Raw genomic sequence first — 17,781 nt, 5'->3', positions numbered from 1 at the left:
CACAGCGGCTCGGGAGTCGCCCATATCACCCGAACCGGTGGTTATCGCCCGACTGGGTGACGGGCGGGGCCGCGGGCCGCCCGCCCCGGCCCGCCGCGCCCGGTCGCGCGAACGGCGAGGGCCGCCCCCGCGCGGAGCGGGAGCGGCCCTCGGTGCTGCTGCCGTCAGAGGCCCAGGTCGGCCTCGAACGCGCCCTCTTCCAGGCGGTTCTTCACGGTGGTGAGGAAGCGGCCCGCGTCGGCGCCGTCCACCAGGCGGTGGTCGTAGGTCAGGGCCAGGTAGGCCATCGAACGGATGGCGATGGTGTCGTCGCCGTTCTCGTCCGTGATCACGACCGGGCGCTTCTTGACCACGCCGACACCCAGGATGCCGACCTGCGGCTGCTGGATGATCGGGGTGTCGAACAGCGCGCCGTTGCTGCCCAGGTTGGTCAGCGAGAACGTGCCGCCGGTCAGCTCGTCCGGCGTCAACTTGTTCGCGCGCGCCCGCGAGGCCAGGTCGCCGATCTTGTGCGACAGGCCCGCCAGGTTGAGGTCGCCCGCGTTCGCGATCACCGCGTTGAGCAGGCCGCGCTCGGTGTCGATCGCGATGCCCAGGTGCTCGGCGCCGTGGTAGACGACCTCCTTCTTCTCCTCGTCGATGGAGGCGTTCAGCACCGGGTGCTGCTTCAGCGCCTCCACGGCGGCCTTGGCGAAGAAGGGCAGGAACGTCAGCTTCGTGCCCTCGCGCTGCTCGAACGCGGCCTTGGCGCGGTTGCGCAGCCGGGCGATCTTGGTGACGTCCACCTCGAACACCTGGGTGAGCTGGGCCGACACCTGGAGCGACTCGCGCGTCCGCTGGGCCACGATCTGGCGCAGCCGGGGCAGCTTCTGCACGGTGCCGCGCTTGCCGCTGTTGTCGGCGGCCGGGGCGGCGGTGCGCTGCGCCGGGGCAGACGGGGCGGCGGCGGGGGCGGCCGGCGCGGGGGCCGGGGCCTTCTTCGCCTCGACGGCGGCCAGCACGTCCTGCTTGCGGATGCGACCGCCGACGCCGGTGCCCTTGAGGCTGTTCAGGTCGATGTCGTTCTCCGACGCCAGCTTGCGCACCAGCGGGGTGACGTACGGCGCGCCGTTGGCCTCGCCCGACTCGGCCTCCTGCTTCGGGGCCTCGGCCTTAGGGGCCTCCTGCTTCGGGGCCTCCGGCTCGGGCTCCTCGGCCTTGGGCTCGGCCTTCGGCGCCTCCTGCTTCGGCGCCTCCTGCTTCGGGGCCTCCGCCTTCGGCGCGGGGGAGCCGGAGCCGACCACGGCCAGCCGGCCGCCGACCTCGACGGTCTCGTCCTCGCCCGCGGTGATCTCCAGCAGGGTGCCGGCCACCGGCGACGGGATCTCGGTGTCGACCTTGTCGGTCGAGACCTCCAGCAGCGGCTCGTCGACCTCGACCGAGTCGCCGACCGACTTCAGCCACCGGGTCACGGTGCCCTCGGTGACGCTCTCGCCCAGGGCGGGCATGGTCACCGGCGTGCCCTCGGCCGGACCGGAACCGGAGTCGGAGCCACCGGACTGCGCCGGGGCGGGCTCGCCGGCCGGGGCCTCGGACTGCTCGGCCTCGGGCTCGGGCTGCTCGGCCTCGGGCTGCGCCTCCTCGGCGGGCGCTGCGCCGCCGCCGGAGGACGAGTCGGAGGACCCCTGGTCGGAACCGTCGCCGATCACGGCCAGCTCGGCGCCGACCTCGACGGTCTCGTCCTCCTGGGCGACGATCTTCTGGAGCACGCCGGCGGCGGGCGAGGGGATCTCGGTGTCGACCTTGTCGGTCGAGACCTCCAGCAACGGCTCGTCGACCTCGACGCGGTCACCCTCCTGCTTCAACCAGCGGGTGACCGTGCCCTCGGTGACGCTTTCGCCGAGTGCGGGCATTTGGACGGAGAAGGCCATCTTTTCGCTGACTCCTCGTGCGTGGGTCGAAGTTCGGCTGACTGGGGTGCGACGGTCAGCCGTGCACGTGCAGCGGCTTGCCGGCCAAGGCGAGGAAGGCTTCGCCGAGGGCTTCTGTCTGGGTCGGGTGGGCGTGGATCAGGGGGGCCACGTCCTCGGGGTACGCCTCCCAGCTGTAGATCAGCTGGGCCTCACCGATCAGCTCGCCGACCCGCTCGCCGACCATGGTGACACCGACCACCGGGCCATCGGGCGCCTTCACGAGCTTGACGCCACCGGCGGTCTTCAGGATCTGGCTCTTGCCGTTGCCCGCGAGGTCGTAGACGAACGTCTCGACGGAGCCGTACTTCTCCTTGGCCGCGGCCTCGGAGAGGCCCACCGAGGCGACCTCCGGCTTGCAGTAGGTGACGCGCGGGATGCCCGCCTCGTCGATGACCTTCGGGCTCAGGCCCGCGATCTCCTCGGCCACGAAGATGCCCTGCTGGAAACCGCGGTGCGCGAGCTGGAGGCCGCGCACGATGTCGCCGACGGCGTACACGCCGGGCAGCGAGGTCTCCAGGCGCTCGTTCGTGGTGACGAAACCGCGCTCGACCGCGACGCCCGCCTCCTCGTAGCCGTGGCCCGCCGAGTTGGGGCCGCGGCCGACGGCCACCAGCAGCAGGTCGGCGTCGAGCACGTCGCCGGACTCCAGGGTCACCGAGACGCCCGCCTCGGTCTGGGTGGCGCCGGTGAACTTCACGCCGGTCTTGAACTTGATGCCGCGGCGGCGGAACGCGCGCTCCAGCTGCTTGGACGCGTACTCGTCCTCGGCGGGGACCAGGCGGGGCAGTGCCTCCACGATGGTCACGTCCGCGCCGAAGGAGGCCCACACGCTGGCGAACTCGACGCCGATGACGCCGCCGCCGAGCACCACGACCTTCTCCGGGACGAAGTCCAGGTTCAGCGCCTGGTCGCTGGTGATGATCCGGCCGCCGATCTCCAGGCCGGGCAGGCTGCGGGCGTACGAGCCGGTGGCCAGCACGACGTTCTTGCCGGTGTACCGGTCGCCGTTCACCTCGACGGTCTTGTTGCCGACGAACGTGCCCGCGCCCTCGACCAGGGTGACCTTGTTGGCCTTGGCCAGACCCTGGAGGCCCTTGTAGAGCCGGCTGACCACGCCGTCCTTGTAGGAGTTCACACCCGCGATGTCGATGCCCTCCAGCGAGGACTTCACGCCGAACTGGTCGCCCTCGCGCGCGTTGTCCGCGACCTCCGCCGCGTGCAGCAGCGCCTTGGTCGGGATGCAGCCGCGGTGCAGGCAGGTGCCACCGAGCTTGTCCTTCTCGACCAGGACGACGGACAGGCCGAGCTCCGCGGCGCGGAACGCGCAGGCGTAGCCGCCCGAGCCGCCACCGAGGATCACGAGGTCGGCGGACGTGTCGGTCACGGGATCTCCCTGAAGAGCTTGATGCCTTACTCCGCGCGGGTGCGCGCGTGTGGCTGCCATCTTGTCACTACCTCGCGAACGGCGGCGACGCGGTGTCCTGTTCGGAGGATTTGGCCTTGCCTTCACCCCCGCGCCGGCACGATGGGCGGCAGGAGTCGTGACAGGAGGTGCCCTGGTGGGCCTGTTCGACCGTTTTCGCAGGAAGCAGCGCCCGGGCGTGCTGCGCGAGTCCACGTCCGCGGACACCGGCCACCTGGAGAAGTGGGCGGCGGCCCGGCGCGGGGTCGAGGCGTACGTCGAGCCCAAGACCACCGTGACGGAGACCACGGTCGTGCTCGTCGCGCACGACGGCGAGTGGACGCGCCGGCGCATCGACGGCACGGACGGCGCGAAGAAGCTGGCGAAGAAGCTCGGCATCCCGATCTACGACGCGGGGATCGTCGGCTACCCGAAGCGGATGCGCGAGTACTCGCGCCGCAAGGGCCAGGGCAACTAGGCCGGGGCGACCGGGCCGGGGCGACCGGGCCGGGACGCCCAGGTCAGGACGGCCGAGCCGGGAGCGACCCGGTCGGTGGACGGGCGGAGGCCCCGGTCCGGGTGGACCGGGGCCCCGCGCTCAGCCGTTGGCGGCGATGTCCGCCAGCACCGCGGCCAGGGTGCGCACCGGCACGCCCGTGCCGCCCTTGGTGGTGTAGCCGTACGGGCCGCCGCTGTGGAACGACGGACCGGCCACGTCGAGGTGCGCCCAGGTGACGCCCTCGGCGACGAACTCCCGCAGGAACACGCCCGCGGTGAGCATGCCGCCGAACCGGTGCCCGGACACGTTGGCGATGTCCGCCACCCGCGAGTCCAGGTCGCCGCGCAGCTCGTCGGGGAGCGGCATGGCCCACGCCTGCTCGCCCACCGCGCGGCCCAGCTCGGCGATCCGGTCGCGGAACGCCTCGGTGCCCATGACGCCCGACGTGCGCTTGCCCAGCGACACGACCTGCGCGCCGGTCAGCGTGGACGTCTCGATCAGGTAGTCCGGGGCGTCCTCGCAGGCCCGCACGATCGCGTCGGACAGGATCAGCCTGCCCTCGGCGTCGGTGTTGAGCACCTCGACGGTCTTGCCGCCGTACATGGTGAGCACGTCACCGGGCCGGTAGGCGGTGCCGGACGGCATGTTCTCCGCCATCGGCGCCCACGCGGTGACCTCCAGCGGGTACTTCAGCTTCGCCGCCAGCACGACGGTGGCGATGACCGCCGCCGCGCCGCCCATGTCGGAGGTCATCTCGTCCATGCCCGCGGCCGGCTTGATGGAGATGCCGCCGGTGTCGAACGTGATGCCCTTGCCGACCAGCGCCACCTTCTTGGTCGCCTTCGCGCCGCGGTAGGTGATGCGCACCAGGCGCGGGGGGCGGCTGGAGCCGCCGCCGACGCCGAGGATGCCGCCGAAGCCCTGCTTGCGCAGCGCCTTCTCGTCGAGGACCTCCACCTCCAGGCCCTCGGCCTTGGCCAGGGCGGTGGCGCGCTCGGCGAACGAGGCCGGGTACAGGTCGTTCGGCGGGGTGTTCACGAGGTCGCGCACGGCGGCGACGGCCTCGGCGATGGCGGTGGACGCCTTCACGGTGGCGTTGTGGGCGCGCTTGGTGCCCTCGGCCGGTGCCACGAGGTCGACGCGGGCCACCGGGCCGTCGCCCTTGGCGGACTTGTACTCGGTGAAGGTGTAGCCGCCCAGCAGCGTGCCCTCCACGGCCGGGCCGAGGTGCAGCGCCGAGAGCGTGGTGACGGCGCGCTTGCGGCCCGCCAGGGCGCGGGCGACCGCGCCGGACGCCTTGCGCACCTGGTCCTCGGACGCGGAGCCGTCGGCGGCGGGCTTGCCCAGGCCGACCGCCAGCACGACCGGCGCGGCCAGCCTGCCGAACGTCGGGACGCTCACGACCTCCTCGGCCTTGCCGGTGGCCCCCAGGGTCTCCAGCACGCCGAGCAGGCCGCCCTCGAACGCGGCGTCGACCGCTTCGGAGGCGCCCGCGAGGGCCGGGCCGTCGGGGCCCTGGATGGTCCCGATCACCACGGCGTCGGTGGCGGTGGTGCTCAGGTCACTGTCGGTGATGGCCAGCTTCGGCGCGATCACGGCGGCTCCTCGATGCGGTCCTCCCGGCACTTCCTGGTCGTGCGGCGGGAACGGGGGTTGATCGTGACGAATGCTAAAGGTCCCGTTCACGCACCCGGTCGCCGCACTCGTGATTGCACCGAGTAACAATTAACACGTTCGGGGGTAAACCGAGCGGGGGTCACCACTCGTGCGGTCTTTTTCTGCGATTGTGTACCGGTGACAATCACGCCCCGTGCCGGGGCCGTGGCGCTCGCGCTCGGCGCGACGCTGGGCGCCGGTGTGCTCACCGGGTTCGCCCCGGCTGCGGCGGTCGCCGGCCCGTGGTTCCTCCCCGCCCTGCTCCTCGCCGCCGTGGCGGCCCTGTGCTGCGCGTTCTCCACCGCGGACCAGCACCGCGCCTACCCGGACGCGCCCGGCGGCTACGGCTACACGCACAACCAGCTCGGCCCGTGGCCCGCCCGGATCACGGGCAGCGCCCACCTGGTCGGGCGGGCCGGGGTGGCCGCCGCCCTGGCCGGCGCGTTCGGCGCGTACGTCGTGCCGGATCACCGGGTCGTGGCGGCCCTGGGGCTCCTCGCGGTGACGGCGGCGCTGGGCACGGCGGGCGTGCGGTGGACGGCCCGGCTGTCCGCGGCCTCCGCGGTCGTGGTGGTCGGCGTCCTGCTGCTGGTGGTCCTGGTGTGCTTCTCCGTCGCCCCGCCGGGCGACCCGGTCGGGCCGCCGGCGATGGCCGCGGCACCGGGCTTCGACGGCGTGATGGCCGCGGCGGCGGTGCTGTTCGCGGCGTTCACCGGCTTCGAGCGGATCACCGCGCCGCACCCCGGCGACCCCGTCTTCACCCCCCGCGCGCTGCGCGTCGCGGTGCCCGTCGTGGTCGGCCTCGTGCTGGTGCTCATGGTCGCGGTCGGCGCGGCGCTGCTGCGCCAGCTCGGCCCGGACCGCCTGGCCCTGTCCCCGGCGCCGCTGCGCGACGCCCTGGTCACCGCCGACGGCCGCTGGCTGCTGCCCGTCCTCGGGTTCGGCGCCGCGGTGGCCGCGGTGACCGCGCTGCACGCCGTGCTCGCCTCCGCCCGGCGCACGCTCGACGGCCTCGTCGAGACCGGCGACCTGCCCCGCGTCCGCGCCGGCTGGCCGCTGGACGTGGTGGGCGCCGCGACGGCCGCCCTCGCCGTCGTCGCCCTGCCCCCGTCGACCGCGCTCGCCGTGGGCGCGTGCGGCACGGCTTTCTACTACGGCTTCACGAACGCCTCGGCCCGCGTGCTGCTCCAGGAGGACCGCACGTGGCCCATGCGCACCGCGTGCCTGGGGCTGGGGCTGTCGGTCCTGCTGGCCATGAGCGCGCCCACGGGGGCGCTCCTCGTCACGCTCGTCGCGCTCGCGGTCGGTACCGGTCTGCTCGCGCTCGGTCGGGTCCGGCACGCCGTGGCGTAGCCCGACCGGATGGTCGGACGTCCGAGCGTCGGGACGGCGATTTTCCGACGTCCTCGCGGCGGCTATCGTGCTGTCATGACGACAGCGTTGCCTTTCACCCGGACCCCCCACCCGCAGCCGGCGACCCCGGAGCGCGTCGCGGGGGTACTCGCCGGGCCGGGCTTCGGTCAGCACTTCACCGACCACATGGTGACGATCCGCTGGAACCGCGAACAGGGCTGGCACGACGCGGTCGTCGGGCCCTACCGCGCGTTGGAGCTGGACCCGGCGGCGATGGTGCTGCACTACGGCCAGGCGATCTTCGAAGGGCTCAAGGCGTACCGCCAGCCCGACGGCACGGTCGCGTCCTTCCGCCCGGAGGCCAACGCCGAGCGGTTCCGCGCCTCCGCGCGCCGCATGGCGATGCCCGAGCTGCCGGACGAGCTGTTCCTCGGCGCGGTCCGGGAGCTGCTGGCCGTCGACGGGCGCTGGGTGCCGTCCGTGCCCGAGGAGTCGCTGTACCTGCGGCCCTTCATGATCTCCACGGAGAAGGGCCTGGGCGTGCGGCCCTCGTCGGAGTACCTCTTCGTGCTCATCGCCTCGCCCGCCGGCTCGTACTTCACGGGCGGCCTGAAGCCGGTGACGGTGTGGCTGTCCACCGAGTACGTGCGCGCCTCGCCCGGCGGCACCGGCGCGGCCAAGTTCGCGGGCAACTACGCGGCGTCCCTGGTGGCGCAGGCGCAGGCCGCCGAGCAGGGCTGCGACCAGGTCGTGTGGCTGGACGCGGTGGAGCGCCGGTGGGTCGAGGAGATGGGCGGGATGAACCTGTTCTTCGTCCTCGGCTCCGGTGACGACGCGCGCGTGGTCACGCCCGAGCTGTCCGGCGCGCTGCTGCCGGGCATCACCCGCGACTCGCTGCTGCGCGTGGCGCGGGACTTCGGCCTCGGCGTCGAGGAGCGCAAGTTCTCCACCGAGGAGTGGGAGAAGAAGGCCGGGACGGGCGAGCTGACCGAGGTCTTCGCCTGCGGCACGGCCGCCGTCATCACCCCGGTGGGCCACGTGAAGCACGCGAGCGGCGAGTTCGACATCGCCGGCGGCGCCACCGGCGAGGTGACCACGCGGCTGCGCGACCACCTGACCGGCATCCAGCAGGGCCGCGTCGAGGACCCGCACGGCTGGATGAAGACGATCAGCTGAGCGCGCACACCGCGAGCACGGCGAGGGTCGCCGCCTCGCACGCCGCGCCGAGCACGTCGCCGGTGATCCCGCCGAAGCGCCGGCGCACGTGCGCGACCAGCAGCAGCACCAGCCCGGCCGCCAGCAGCACGGCGGCCGGGCCGCGCAGCGGGTGCACGAGGACCGACGCCGCGACCAGCGCCGTCCACCACAGCGCCACCACCCACGCGGGCTGGCTGCCCGCCACCAGCGCGCCCAGCCCCTCCGGCCGGGCCGCGGGCACCCCGCGCAGGCAGCACAGCAGGAACGCCGCGCGGCCCGCCGTGAGCGCGAGCAGCACCGCGGGCCACGGCACGACCGGGAGCGCGGCGGCCTCCGCGCCCAGCACCACGACCAGCGCGACCACCGCGAACGGACCCGCGCCGCCGTCCTTCATCACCGCCAGGGCGCGTTCCGGCGGGCCGTAGCAGCCCAGGCCGTCGGCGGTGTCGGCCAGCCCGTCCAGGTGCATCCCGCGGGTGGCCAGGGCCAGCATGCCCACCGCGAGGAACCCGCCGAGCAGGCCGGGCACGACCGCGAGCACGCCCAGGACGGCCGCGCCCAGCAGCAGCCCCACGAGCGGCGCGCACGCGATGGCCCGCCGCGCCGCCCGCGCGTCGACGTCACCGACGACGCGCACGGGCAGCACGGTCAACCAGGACAGCGCCAACCGCATCAGGCGGGTCCGGAGACGCCCGCGCCGTCGAAGGTCGCCATCTCGGCCAGCACGCGGGTCGCCATCACCACCAGCGGCAGCGCCGCCACCGCGCCCGAGCCCTCGCCGAGCCGCATGTCGAACTCCAGCAGCGGCTCCAGGCCCAGGTGGTTCAGCGCCAGCGCGTGCGCCGGCTCCGCCGACCGGTGCCCGGCCACCCACCAGTCGCGCGCGCCCGGCGCCAGCTCCTCGGCGACCACGGCCGCCGCGCCGACGACCACGCCGTCCAGGATCACCGGGGTGCGCCGCACGGCCGCCTGCGCCAGGAACCCGGCCATCGCGGCGACGTCCGCGCCCGACGCCACCCCGAGCAGCGCCAGCGGGTCGTTGATCACCGGTCGGGCGCGGCGCAGCGCGTCGCGGATCGCGGCGGTCTTGCGCATCCACCCCCGGTCGTCCACGCCCGTGCCGCGGCCCACCACGGCCACCGGCTCCGAGCCCGTCAGGGCGGCGATCAGCACGGCGGCGGGCGTCGTGTTGCCGATGCCCATGTCGCCCGCGATGAGCAGGTCCGCGCCGCCGTCGACCTCGTCGTCCGCGAGCTTGCGGCCGACCTCGACCGCCTTGACCGCCTCCTCGGGCGTCAGGGCGTCCTCGCGGTCGATCGACCCGGAACCCCGGCGCACCTTCAGGTCGCCGACGGCCGTGTCGGAGTCGACCGACACGTCCACCACGCGCACGGTCGCGCCGGCCACGTTCGCCAGCACGTTCACCGCCGCGCCGCCCGCGAGGAAGTTCGCCACCATCTGCCCGGTGACCTCGCTCGGGTACGCGGACACGCCGTGCTTCGCGACGCCGTGGTCACCCGCGAACACCACGACCCGGGGCCGGGTGAACGGCCGCGGCGGGCACTCGCCCTGGCACGCCGCGACCCAGGCGCCCAGCTCCTCCAGCCTGCCCAGCGACCCCGCGGGTTTCGTGAGCACGGCGTGGCGGGCGACGGCCTCGCGGCGCGTCACCTCGCTGGGTGGCTCGACGGGCGGGAACTCGATGGTCACCGACTACCTCCGGCTTCGCGCAGTCGCAGTGGGATTCCGGCGACGACCAGGAGAACCTCGTCGCAGACCTCGGCCAGCCGCGCGTTGAGCGAGCCGAGGTGATCGCGGAAGAGCCTGCCAGAGCGGGTGCCGGGCACGACGCCGAGCCCGACCTCGGCGGACACCAGGACCAGCCGGGCGCGCGCGCCGGCCACCGCCCGGACCAGCGCGGCGCACTCGTCCTCGACCCGGCCCGGGTCCCCGCCCGCGTCCCACGCGCCCGCGTCGTCCATCACCCCCGCGAGCCACGTGGCCAGGTCGTCCACCAGGATCGGCGGGTCCGTGCCGACGGTCGCGGTGAGCACCGCGGGCAGGTCGCCGGCCCCGGACGCCTCGACCGTCGTCCAGGTGGTCGGGCGGCGGGCGACGTGCCGGGCGATCCGCAGGTCCCAGTCCGCGTCGTCGGCGTAGCGGCGGGCGGTCGCGACGTAGGTCACGACGTCGTCGGTGAGCAACCCCTCGGCGTGCGCGGACTTCCCCGACCGCGCGCCGCCGAGCACCAGTGTCCGACGCGTCACACCGCACCCCATCCGTTCCACGAGGACATAGCCTGACCGGGAACGTTACCCGCAGGACGGCACGAGGAGGCCGGCGTGGAGTACCGCTGGCGGTACCAGGACGAGCAGGGTCGGGAGGTCGACGGCCCGGTCGTGGCGTTCGCCGACCAGGGCGAGGCCGAGGACTGGTTCGGCTCGTCGTGGGAGGAGCTGCGCGAGACCGGCGTCGCGCAGGTGACGCTGCTGCGCAGCGAGTCCGAGGTCTACGGCCCGATGTCCCTGTCCCCGGCCGAGTAGCCGGCCGGGGACGGGGCGCGCGTCACGGGGTGACGGTCAGCCGCGGGTCGGTCTCGACCGCGTCGCCGAGCACCTCGTCGATCTTCTCCAGCAGCTCGGCCTCCAGCGTCACGCCGGCCGCCTTCACGTTCTCGTGCACCTGCTCCGGACGGGACGCGCCGATGATCGCGCTCGCCACGTTCGGGTTCTGGAGCACCCAGGCGACGGCGAGCTGGGCCAGCGACAGCCCGACCTCGTCGGCCAGCGGCTTGAGCTTCTGCACCCGCTCCAGGACGTCGTCCTTGAGGAAGCGGGAGATGAACTTGGAGCCGTTGGCGTCGGTCGCGCGGGAGCCCTCGGGCACCGGCTGACCCGGCAGGTACTTGCCGGTCAGCACGCCCTGCGCGATCGGGGACCACACGATCTGGCTGACGCCCTCGCGCTCGGAGGTCGGCACGACCTGCGACTCGATGACGCGCCACAGCATCGAGTACTGCGGCTGGTTGGAGATGAACGGCACCTTCAGCTCGCGCGCCAGCTCCGCGCCGCGCGCGATCTGCTCGGCGTTCCACTCGGAGACGCCGATGTAGAGCACCTTGCCCTGCCGCACCAGGTCGGCGAAGGCGAGCATCGTCTCCTCCAGCGGCACCGTCCGGTCGAACCGGTGGGCCTGGTAGAGGTCGACGTAGTCGGTCTGGAGGCGCTTGAGCGAGCCGTTGATCGACTCGGTGATGTGCTTGCGGCCCAGGCCCTTGTCGTTGGGGCCGCCGGGGCCGGTCGGCCAGAAGACCTTGGTGAAGATCTCCAGCGACTCGCGGCGCTCCCCCTTGAGGGCGCGGCCGAGCACCTCCTCGGCCTTCGTGTTGGCGTACACGTCGGCCGTGTCGAACGTGGTGATGCCCGCGTCGAGCGCCGCGCGGACGCAAGCGGTCGCCTGGTCCTCCTCGACCTGGGAACCGTGGGTGAGCCAGTTGCCGTACGAGATCTCGCTGATGTTCAGGCCACTGCGGCCGAGGCGTCGGAACTCCATGCGGCCAAGCCTAGTACCGGGTCGTTCGGGTTGCTAATGAACTGCCGGTGCGCCCCGCTGCGCGGGACGGCGAGGCACCCGCCGGACCCTCCCCGCGCTTCCCGGGCACCGCCTTCGGCGCGTTCCCGGACCAGGTGGTCCGGGGACGGTTCGACCGGCCCCGAGGTCAGACCTTCGCGCCCGGCGCCACGCGCGGCTTCGGGACGCGGAGGCGGCGGAGCTGGCTGGCGCGGATGAACGAGTACCAGCCGATCGACAGGCCGCGCGTGGTGTCGCTCGGGAACTTCAGGCGCACCCGGCGGGTGACCAGGCGGCCCAGCACGAAGCCCTCCACGATCATCGCCAGCAGCATGAACGTGGTCAGCAGCGTCGCGTACTGCTGGATCGCCGGTGACGGCACCAGCAGCGCCACGAACACCAGGATCGCCAGCGGCATGAAGAGGCCCATGAGGTTGCGGCGCGAGTCGACCACGTCGCGGATGTACGCCTTCACCGGGCCGCGGTCGCGGGGGAGCAGGTACTTCTCGTCACCCGCCATCATCCGCTGCCGCCGCTCGACGGCCGCGGCGCGGCGCTCCTCCTTCGACACCTTGTTGCCCCGGGCGCGCTTGAGCGCCTCGCGCTGCGTGCGCGGCGGCGGCGGCACGGGGCCGCGGCGCTTGCCCTCGGCCTCGCGGCGCTTCGGCGTCGGCCGGCCCTTGCCGGGTGTGCGCGACGGGTCCCCGGCGGTCACCTCCGAGTCGGTGCTGACGTCCTCGGGGGCGGTCTCGGCGGCTTCGTCGGCGTTGCGGCGCAGGAACCTCACCTCACCAGAGTAGGAGATGCCCCGATAAGTACTGTTCGCGAGGTGCGAGTTGTCATAGCGCCCGACTGCTTCGGCGGCACCCTGACCGCCCGCGAGGCCGCCCGCGCGATCGCCGACGGCTGGCTGCGCGCCGCCCCCGGCGACCACCCGGACCTCCGCCCGCTCGCCGACGGCGGCCCGGGGTTCGTGGACGTCCTGCACGCCGCCCTGGGCGGTGACCTGCGCGTGACGACCGTCACCGGCCCGCTCGGCACGCCCGTGGAGGCGACCTGGCTGGAGCACGGCGGCACCGCGTACGTCGAGTCCGCGCAGGCGTGCGGCCTGCACCTCGTCCCGGCCGACCGGCGCGCGGAGGCCGCCGAGACGGCCACCACCAGGGGCGTCGGCGAACTCCTCAACGCCGCCCGCGACGCGGACGCGATCGTCGTCGGCCTCGGCGGCTCGGGCACCACGGACGGCGGCGCGGGGCTGCGCGAGGTGGTGCTGCCGGTCACCGCCCGCCTCGTCGCCGCCGTGGACGTGGAGAACCCCCTCCTCGGGCCGCACGGGGCCGCCCGCACGTTCGGCCCGCAGAAGGGCGCGTCACCGGAGGCGGTGGAGCGGCTGGAGGCGCGGCTGGCCGCCGTGGACGAGCTGGCCGCCGTGCGGGACCTGCCCGGCGCGGCGCTGATGGCCCTCGGCGCGACCGCGGAGTCCGGCGCGGGCCTGGTCCGGTCGCTCACCGGCCTCGACGCGGCGCTCGACCGGGCCGACCTGGTCGTCACCGGCGAGGGCAGCTTCGACTGGCAGTCGCTGCGCGGCAAGCTGGTCACCGCCGTGGCCCGGGGCGCGGCCGAGCGCGGGCTGCCGTGCCTGGTGCTCGCGGGCCGGGTCGAGGTGGGCAGGCGCGAGGCCGCCGCGGCGGGGGTGGCCGACAGCTACGCCGTCGCCGACCACGCCGGTTCGGTCGGGGCGAGCCTGGCCGACCCGGCCGGCACCCTCGCCGACCTGGCCGAGCACGTCGCGAGGCAGTGGTCACACCCCCGTCCCCGGTAGCTGTGCGACCATGGGGGGAGGAACAAAGCGGGTACTGCCCGTGTTGTTGGGAAAGACGCCCGCAAAGGACCTCTGAGGGAGAGCCATGACGACCGCTCAGGACGCTGCCACCACTCCTGACGCTCCGCCCACCCACGGCGTGAAGCTCACCGACGCGGCGGCCGTGAAGGCCAAGGCGCTGCTGGACCAGGAGGGGCGCGACGACATGCACCTGCGCATCGCCGTCCAGCCCGGTGGCTGCGCGGGGCTGCGCTACCAGCTGTTCTTCGACGAGCGCACGCTCGACGGCGACGCCCTGCGCGACTTCGGCGGCCTCAAGGTGGCCGTCGACCGCATGAGCGCCCCCTACGTCGAGGGCGCCGTGATCGACTTCGTGGACACCATCGAGAAGCAGGGGTTCACGATCGACAACCCCAACGCGGGCGGCTCCTGCGCCTGCGGCGACTCGTTCCACTGATCGAACGCGCACCGACGGAGAAGGCCCCCGCCTCGGCGGGGGCCTTCTCCGTTCCCGGCTGGTCCCGGGCTCCGTCCCGGACGAGTCGGTCAGACGTAGGCGTCCAGCTCCGCGACCTGCGCGTAGTGGGCGTCGTCCACCTCCCACGGCGCCGCCGCGCGGGGCTCCGGGGACGCCGCCGCGGGCGTCACCAGCCCCTCGGGCAGCGCGGTGCAGTCGTCGATCAGCTGGGCCAGCGTGTCCGCCTCGGTGTTCCTCACACCATCGACCGTATGCGCGTGAAACGCTTGACGAAAGCCCTACCGGGTGGTACTACCGCCCGGTAGGGCTTGTCGCTGCTCACGTCCCGGCGTTCCCGCGGGTCAGAGCTTCACGGGGTAGTGCGGCTCCGGCACGACCGGCCGGATGCGCCCCTCGACGAAGATGCCGTGCCAGATCATGAACACCAGCAGCGCCCAGATGCGGCGGCTGTTGTCCGCCACGCCCGACCGGTGCTCCTCGATGACCCGCAGCACCGCGTTCTTGTCGAGGTAGCGGTCGGTCTGCGACTGGCGCACGTGGTCCACGGCCCACTCGTGCATCTCGTCCTTCAGCCAGTGCCGGATCGGCACCGGGAAGCCCAGCTTGCGCCGGTTGAGCACGTGCGCGGGCACGATGTCGCGGATCGCGCGGCGCAGCGCGTGCTTGGTCGTCTCCCGGGTCAGCTTCAGCTCCGACGGCACCTGCGAGGCGATCTTGAAGACCTCGGGGTCCAGGAACGGCACCCGCAGCTCCAGCGAGTTCGCCATCGTCATCTTGTCGGCCTTGACCAGGATGTCGCCGCGCAGCCAGGTGAACAGGTCGACGTGCTGCATCCGGGTGACCGGGTCCCAGCTCGCCGACTCGCGGTACGGCTGGGCCGTCACGTCCTGGTGCGACACGTTCGGGTCGTAGGTGCGCAGCACCTGCCGCAGCTGGTCGTCCATGAAGATCCGGGCGTTGCCGTAGTAGCGCTCCTCCAGGGTGAGCGCACCCCGGCGCAGCAGGTCCTTGCCGCGCACGCCCTGCGGGATCTTCGTCGACACCTTGCCCATGGCCTTGCGCAGCGCGCCCGGCACCTTCTCGAACGGCGCCAGCGACAGCGGCTCGCGGTAGATCGTGTACCCGCCGAACAGCTCGTCCGCGCCCTCGCCCGACAGCACGACCTTCACGTGCTCGCGCGCCTCGCGGGCGATGAACCACAGCGGCACCAGCGCCGGGTCCGCCACCGGGTCGTCCAGGTACCAGGTGATCAGCGGCAGCGCGTCCATCATCTCCTGCGCCGTCACCGCCCTGACCACGTGCTTCACCCCGATCGCGGCGGCCGACTCGGCGGCCACGTCGATCTCGGAGTAGCCCTGCCGGTGGAACCCGGTGGTGAACGTGATCAGGTCCGGGTTGTGCTCCTTGGCCAGCGCCGCGACGACCGTCGAGTCGATGCCGCCGGACAGGAACGAGCCGACCGTCACGTCCGCGCGCATGTGCTTGGCCACCGAGTCGCGCAGCGCCTCGGTGATCTCGTCGTACAGGCGGTCCTCGTCGGCCTGCCCGCGCACCGCGCGCGGCCGGAACGTCGCCGGGAAGTACCGCTCCACGACCGGGCGGCCACCCGGCGTGAGCGTGAACGAGGTGCCGGACTCGATGCGGTGAACGTGCGTCTGGAGCGACTCCGGCTCCGGCACGTACTGGAGGATGAAGTAGTGCTGGAGCGCCTTCTCGTCGACCTCCGGCCGGATGCCGACGGCCGGGGCCAGCTCCAGCACGGACTTCTTCTCGCTGGAGAACGCCACGCCGCCCGGGCCGGCCGCGTAGTACAGCGGCTTGATGCCGAACGGGTCGCGCGCGCCGAACACGACGCGCCGCGCCTTGTCCCAGATCAGGAACGCGAACATGCCGCGCAACCGCGCCACCGCGGACGGGCCCCAGTAGTGGTAGGCCGCCACGATGGTCTCGGTGTCGCCGTCGGTGGCGAACACCGCGCCGAACTGCTTGGTCAGCTCCGCGCGCAGTTCCACGTAGTTGTAGATCTCGCCGTTGAACAGGATCGCGTACCGGCCCTGCGCCTCGGGGGGACCCCAGTGCAGCGGCTGGTGCGAGTGCTCGATGTCGATGATCGACAGTCGGTTGAAGCCGAAGACGACCTCACCGCCCTGCCAGGTGCCGCTCTCGTCAGGGCCGCGGTGCCGCATGCAGCGCAGGGCCCCCGCCACCGCCGAACGCGCCCGCTCGGCCTCGTGCTCACTAGGGCAAACCAGTCCTACCAGGCCACACACGCGGTAGACACCTTTCGAGTCGTGTGGAGAAGCTCCCAGTATGCCGGGGGGCCTCTGTGTGACCGAAACTGCACCGCGCGGGTGCCGCCCCCGGCGGGTGACCTGCCGTGCGCTGGGCTACGCTCCCGCATGATCCGGCAAGGGGAAGTTCCGCCCTTGCCTGCGAGCTTTCAGCGAGGAGGCGGCGAGCAGTGGGCCTGAAGGAGGGCACCAGGGCAGCGCGGCTGGCGAAGGTCGTCGGGCTGGTCGGCCTGGTCGGCGTCGGGGCCACGGGTTGCTCCACGGAAGAGGTGCTGCGCTTCGGCTGGCCGGTGGCCGTGACGCCGCAGGCCGAGGCGATGCGCGAGCTGTGGACCTGGTCGGTCGTCGCGGCTCTCGCCGTCGGCGTGATCGTGTGGGGCCTGATCCTCTGGTCGGTCGCGTTCCACCGCAAGAAGAGCGAGGAACTGCCCCGCCAGGTCGCCTACAACCTGCCGCTGGAGCTGGTCCTGCTCGTCGTGCCGACGGTCATCGTGGCGGTGTTGTTCTACTTCACCGCGGTGACGCAGAACTACGTCAACGACCAGAGCGAGGACCCGGACGTCACGGTCGACGTGGTCGCGTTCCAGTGGAACTGGGAGTTCCGCTACCCCGACTACAAGACGGGGACCTCCGACCTGCCGGTGAGCACCGTCGGCTCGTCCGGCGAGATCCCGCTGCTGGTCCTGCCGCAGGGCAAGTCGGTCCGGTTCCGGCTGGAGTCGACCGACGTCATCCACTCGTTCTTCGTGCCCGAGTTCCACTTCAAGCGGGACGTCTTCCCGCAGCCGAAGAAGAACAACCAGGACAACGAGTTCCAGATCGACCAGATCGACCGGACCGGGTCGTTCGTCGGTCGCTGCGCCGAGCTGTGCGGCACCTACCACGCGGTGATGAACTTCGAGGTCAGGGCGCTCACACCGGAGGACTTCGACCGGTACATGGAACTGCGCCAGGAGACGAACGAGAAGACCGGCGTCCCCTACACCGCGGCCGAGGCGCTCACCGAGATGGACTGCGGCGAGCTGTGCACCCCCTACGCGGTGACCACCAAGCCCTTCGAGACCGACCGGACCGTCCGCGAGGCGTCGTCCGGCGCGGGTAAGTAGGAGGAGGCTGAGATGAAGGTCGAAGCCCGCATTTTCGACTTGGTGATGGCGTTCTCGTTCCTGATGGCCGTCGTGTACGGCTACTGGACCTGGGCGGACACCAACGCCGTCGAGCCCACCGGCACGGTGGCGCTCGCCCTCACCGGTGGCCTGGCCCTGATCGTGGGCACCTACTTCCGCTTCGTCGCCCGGCGCATCGAGGTGCGCCCCGAGGACAACGCGGACGCCGAGGTCAGCGACGGCGCCGGTGAGCTGGGCTTCTTCAGCCCGGGCAGCTACTGGCCGATCGCCCTGGCCGCCTGCGCGGCGACCGCCGGCGTGGCGCTGGCGTTCTGGCACGTCTGGCTGCTGGTGATCGCGGTCGTCATGCTGCTGATCGCCATCGGCGGCCTGGTGTTCGAGTACCACACGGGCCCGAGCCACGAGTGACGTCCCCTTCACGACGACGAAGGCCA

General features: G+C 72.9%; 18 protein-coding genes. 8 read left to right on the top strand and 10 right to left on the bottom strand.

The window, feature by feature from the left end; translation table 11 throughout:
- Window positions 1-164: 164 nt before the first annotated feature.
- Window positions 165-1,910 carry a 2-oxoglutarate dehydrogenase, E2 component, dihydrolipoamide succinyltransferase gene (gene sucB / locus ACR807_RS08430; protein ID WP_438920647.1) on the bottom strand — a complete coding sequence of 582 codons (1,746 nt, stop codon included), beginning with the start codon at window positions 1,908-1,910 and terminating at the stop codon, window positions 165-167.
- A gap of 55 nt (window positions 1,911-1,965) precedes the next feature.
- The gene (gene lpdA, locus ACR807_RS08425; RefSeq protein WP_438920646.1) at window positions 1,966-3,336 is read right to left on the bottom strand and encodes a dihydrolipoyl dehydrogenase; all 1,371 of its coding nucleotides are present in this window, start codon (window positions 3,334-3,336) and stop codon (window positions 1,966-1,968) included.
- 175 nt (window positions 3,337-3,511) lie between these two features.
- Here lpdA and ACR807_RS08420 point away from each other — a divergent pair, with 175 nt between their 5' ends.
- The gene (locus ACR807_RS08420; protein ID WP_438920708.1) at window positions 3,512-3,832 is read left to right on the top strand and encodes an oxidoreductase; all 321 of its coding nucleotides are present in this window, start codon (window positions 3,512-3,514) and stop codon (window positions 3,830-3,832) included.
- Window positions 3,833-3,952: 120 nt separating this feature from the next.
- Here the strand turns inward: ACR807_RS08420 and ACR807_RS08415 are convergent, their stop codons facing one another.
- Window positions 3,953-5,449, bottom strand: a complete 1,497-nt coding sequence (locus tag ACR807_RS08415) for a leucyl aminopeptidase (RefSeq protein ID WP_438920645.1) — start codon at window positions 5,447-5,449, stop codon at window positions 3,953-3,955.
- Window positions 5,450-5,647: 198 nt separating this feature from the next.
- On the opposite strand from ACR807_RS08415, the gene ACR807_RS08410 reads away from it, so the two are divergent.
- Together ACR807_RS08410 and ACR807_RS08405 are read left to right on the top strand one after the other, a co-directional pair.
- Window positions 5,648-6,862, top strand: a complete 1,215-nt coding sequence (locus tag ACR807_RS08410) for an amino acid permease (RefSeq protein ID WP_438920644.1) — start codon at window positions 5,648-5,650, stop codon at window positions 6,860-6,862.
- Between the two features lie 75 nt (window positions 6,863-6,937).
- The gene (locus ACR807_RS08405; protein WP_438920643.1) at window positions 6,938-8,038 is read left to right on the top strand and encodes a branched-chain amino acid aminotransferase; all 1,101 of its coding nucleotides are present in this window, start codon (window positions 6,938-6,940) and stop codon (window positions 8,036-8,038) included.
- Here the strand turns inward: ACR807_RS08405 and ACR807_RS08400 are convergent.
- Genes ACR807_RS08400 through cobU form a run of 3 tightly spaced genes read right to left on the bottom strand, consistent with a single transcriptional unit; the run spans window position 8,031 to window position 10,326 of the window.
- Window positions 8,031-8,732: an adenosylcobinamide-GDP ribazoletransferase gene (locus tag ACR807_RS08400; RefSeq protein ID WP_438920642.1), complete on the bottom strand. Its 702-nt coding sequence runs from the start codon at window positions 8,730-8,732 to the stop codon at window positions 8,031-8,033. The genes ACR807_RS08405 and ACR807_RS08400 overlap by 8 nt on opposite strands.
- A complete protein-coding gene (gene cobT, locus ACR807_RS08395) occupies window positions 8,732-9,769 on the bottom strand; it encodes a nicotinate-nucleotide--dimethylbenzimidazole phosphoribosyltransferase (protein ID WP_438920641.1) in 1,038 nt (345 codons plus the stop codon). The genes ACR807_RS08400 and cobT overlap by 1 nt, the downstream gene beginning before the upstream one ends.
- Window positions 9,766-10,326: a bifunctional adenosylcobinamide kinase/adenosylcobinamide-phosphate guanylyltransferase gene (gene cobU, locus ACR807_RS08390; RefSeq protein ID WP_438920640.1), complete on the bottom strand. Its 561-nt coding sequence runs from the start codon at window positions 10,324-10,326 to the stop codon at window positions 9,766-9,768. The genes cobT and cobU overlap by 4 nt, the downstream gene beginning before the upstream one ends.
- A gap of 75 nt (window positions 10,327-10,401) precedes the next feature.
- Here cobU and ACR807_RS08385 point away from each other — a divergent pair, with 75 nt between their 5' ends.
- Window positions 10,402-10,602: a hypothetical protein gene (locus ACR807_RS08385; protein ID WP_438920639.1), complete on the top strand. Its 201-nt coding sequence runs from the start codon at window positions 10,402-10,404 to the stop codon at window positions 10,600-10,602.
- Between the two features lie 22 nt (window positions 10,603-10,624).
- Here the strand turns inward: ACR807_RS08385 and ACR807_RS08380 are convergent, their stop codons facing one another.
- Together ACR807_RS08380 and ACR807_RS08375 are read right to left on the bottom strand one after the other, a co-directional pair.
- The gene (locus ACR807_RS08380) at window positions 10,625-11,611 is read right to left on the bottom strand and encodes an aldo/keto reductase family protein (RefSeq protein ID WP_438920638.1); all 987 of its coding nucleotides are present in this window, start codon (window positions 11,609-11,611) and stop codon (window positions 10,625-10,627) included.
- A 166-nt stretch (window positions 11,612-11,777) separates the two neighbouring features.
- A complete protein-coding gene (locus tag ACR807_RS08375) occupies window positions 11,778-12,416 on the bottom strand; it encodes a DUF3043 domain-containing protein (protein ID WP_438920637.1) in 639 nt (212 codons plus the stop codon).
- 42 nt (window positions 12,417-12,458) lie between these two features.
- Between ACR807_RS08375 and ACR807_RS08370 the strand changes: the two genes are divergently transcribed.
- Window positions 12,459-13,451 (top strand): glycerate kinase family protein, encoded by a 993-nt coding sequence (locus ACR807_RS08370; RefSeq protein WP_438920636.1) that lies wholly within the window; start codon window positions 12,459-12,461, stop codon window positions 13,449-13,451.
- 85 nt (window positions 13,452-13,536) lie between these two features.
- Window positions 13,537-13,908 (top strand): HesB/IscA family protein, encoded by a 372-nt coding sequence (locus ACR807_RS08365; RefSeq protein ID WP_438920635.1) that lies wholly within the window; start codon window positions 13,537-13,539, stop codon window positions 13,906-13,908.
- An 89-nt stretch (window positions 13,909-13,997) separates the two neighbouring features.
- Here ACR807_RS08365 and ACR807_RS08360 read toward each other — a convergent pair whose 3' ends face one another.
- A complete protein-coding gene (locus tag ACR807_RS08360) occupies window positions 13,998-14,168 on the bottom strand; it encodes a hypothetical protein (protein ID WP_438920634.1) in 171 nt (56 codons plus the stop codon).
- A gap of 102 nt (window positions 14,169-14,270) precedes the next feature.
- On the bottom strand, window positions 14,271-16,199 hold the full coding sequence (gene asnB / locus ACR807_RS08355) for an asparagine synthase (glutamine-hydrolyzing) (RefSeq protein WP_438920633.1): 1,929 nt from the start codon (window positions 16,197-16,199) through the stop codon (window positions 14,271-14,273).
- Between the two features lie 191 nt (window positions 16,200-16,390).
- Between asnB and ctaC the strand changes: the two genes are divergently transcribed.
- Together ctaC and ACR807_RS08345 are read left to right on the top strand one after the other, a co-directional pair.
- Complete coding sequence (gene ctaC, locus ACR807_RS08350; RefSeq protein ID WP_438920632.1) at window positions 16,391-17,326, top strand: aa3-type cytochrome oxidase subunit II; 936 nt, start codon at window positions 16,391-16,393, stop codon at window positions 17,324-17,326.
- Between the two features lie 12 nt (window positions 17,327-17,338).
- A complete protein-coding gene (locus ACR807_RS08345) occupies window positions 17,339-17,755 on the top strand; it encodes a cytochrome c oxidase subunit 4 (RefSeq protein ID WP_438920631.1) in 417 nt (138 codons plus the stop codon).
- Window positions 17,756-17,781 lie beyond the last annotated feature (26 nt).

Origin of the sequence: Saccharothrix sabaoui, assembly GCF_051756985.1 — a bacterium.
Classification (GTDB): Bacteria; Actinomycetota; Actinomycetes; order Mycobacteriales; family Pseudonocardiaceae; genus Actinosynnema.
The sequence above is the reverse complement of the archived record's forward strand: the minus strand, read 5'-3'. Positions and strand labels throughout refer to the sequence as shown.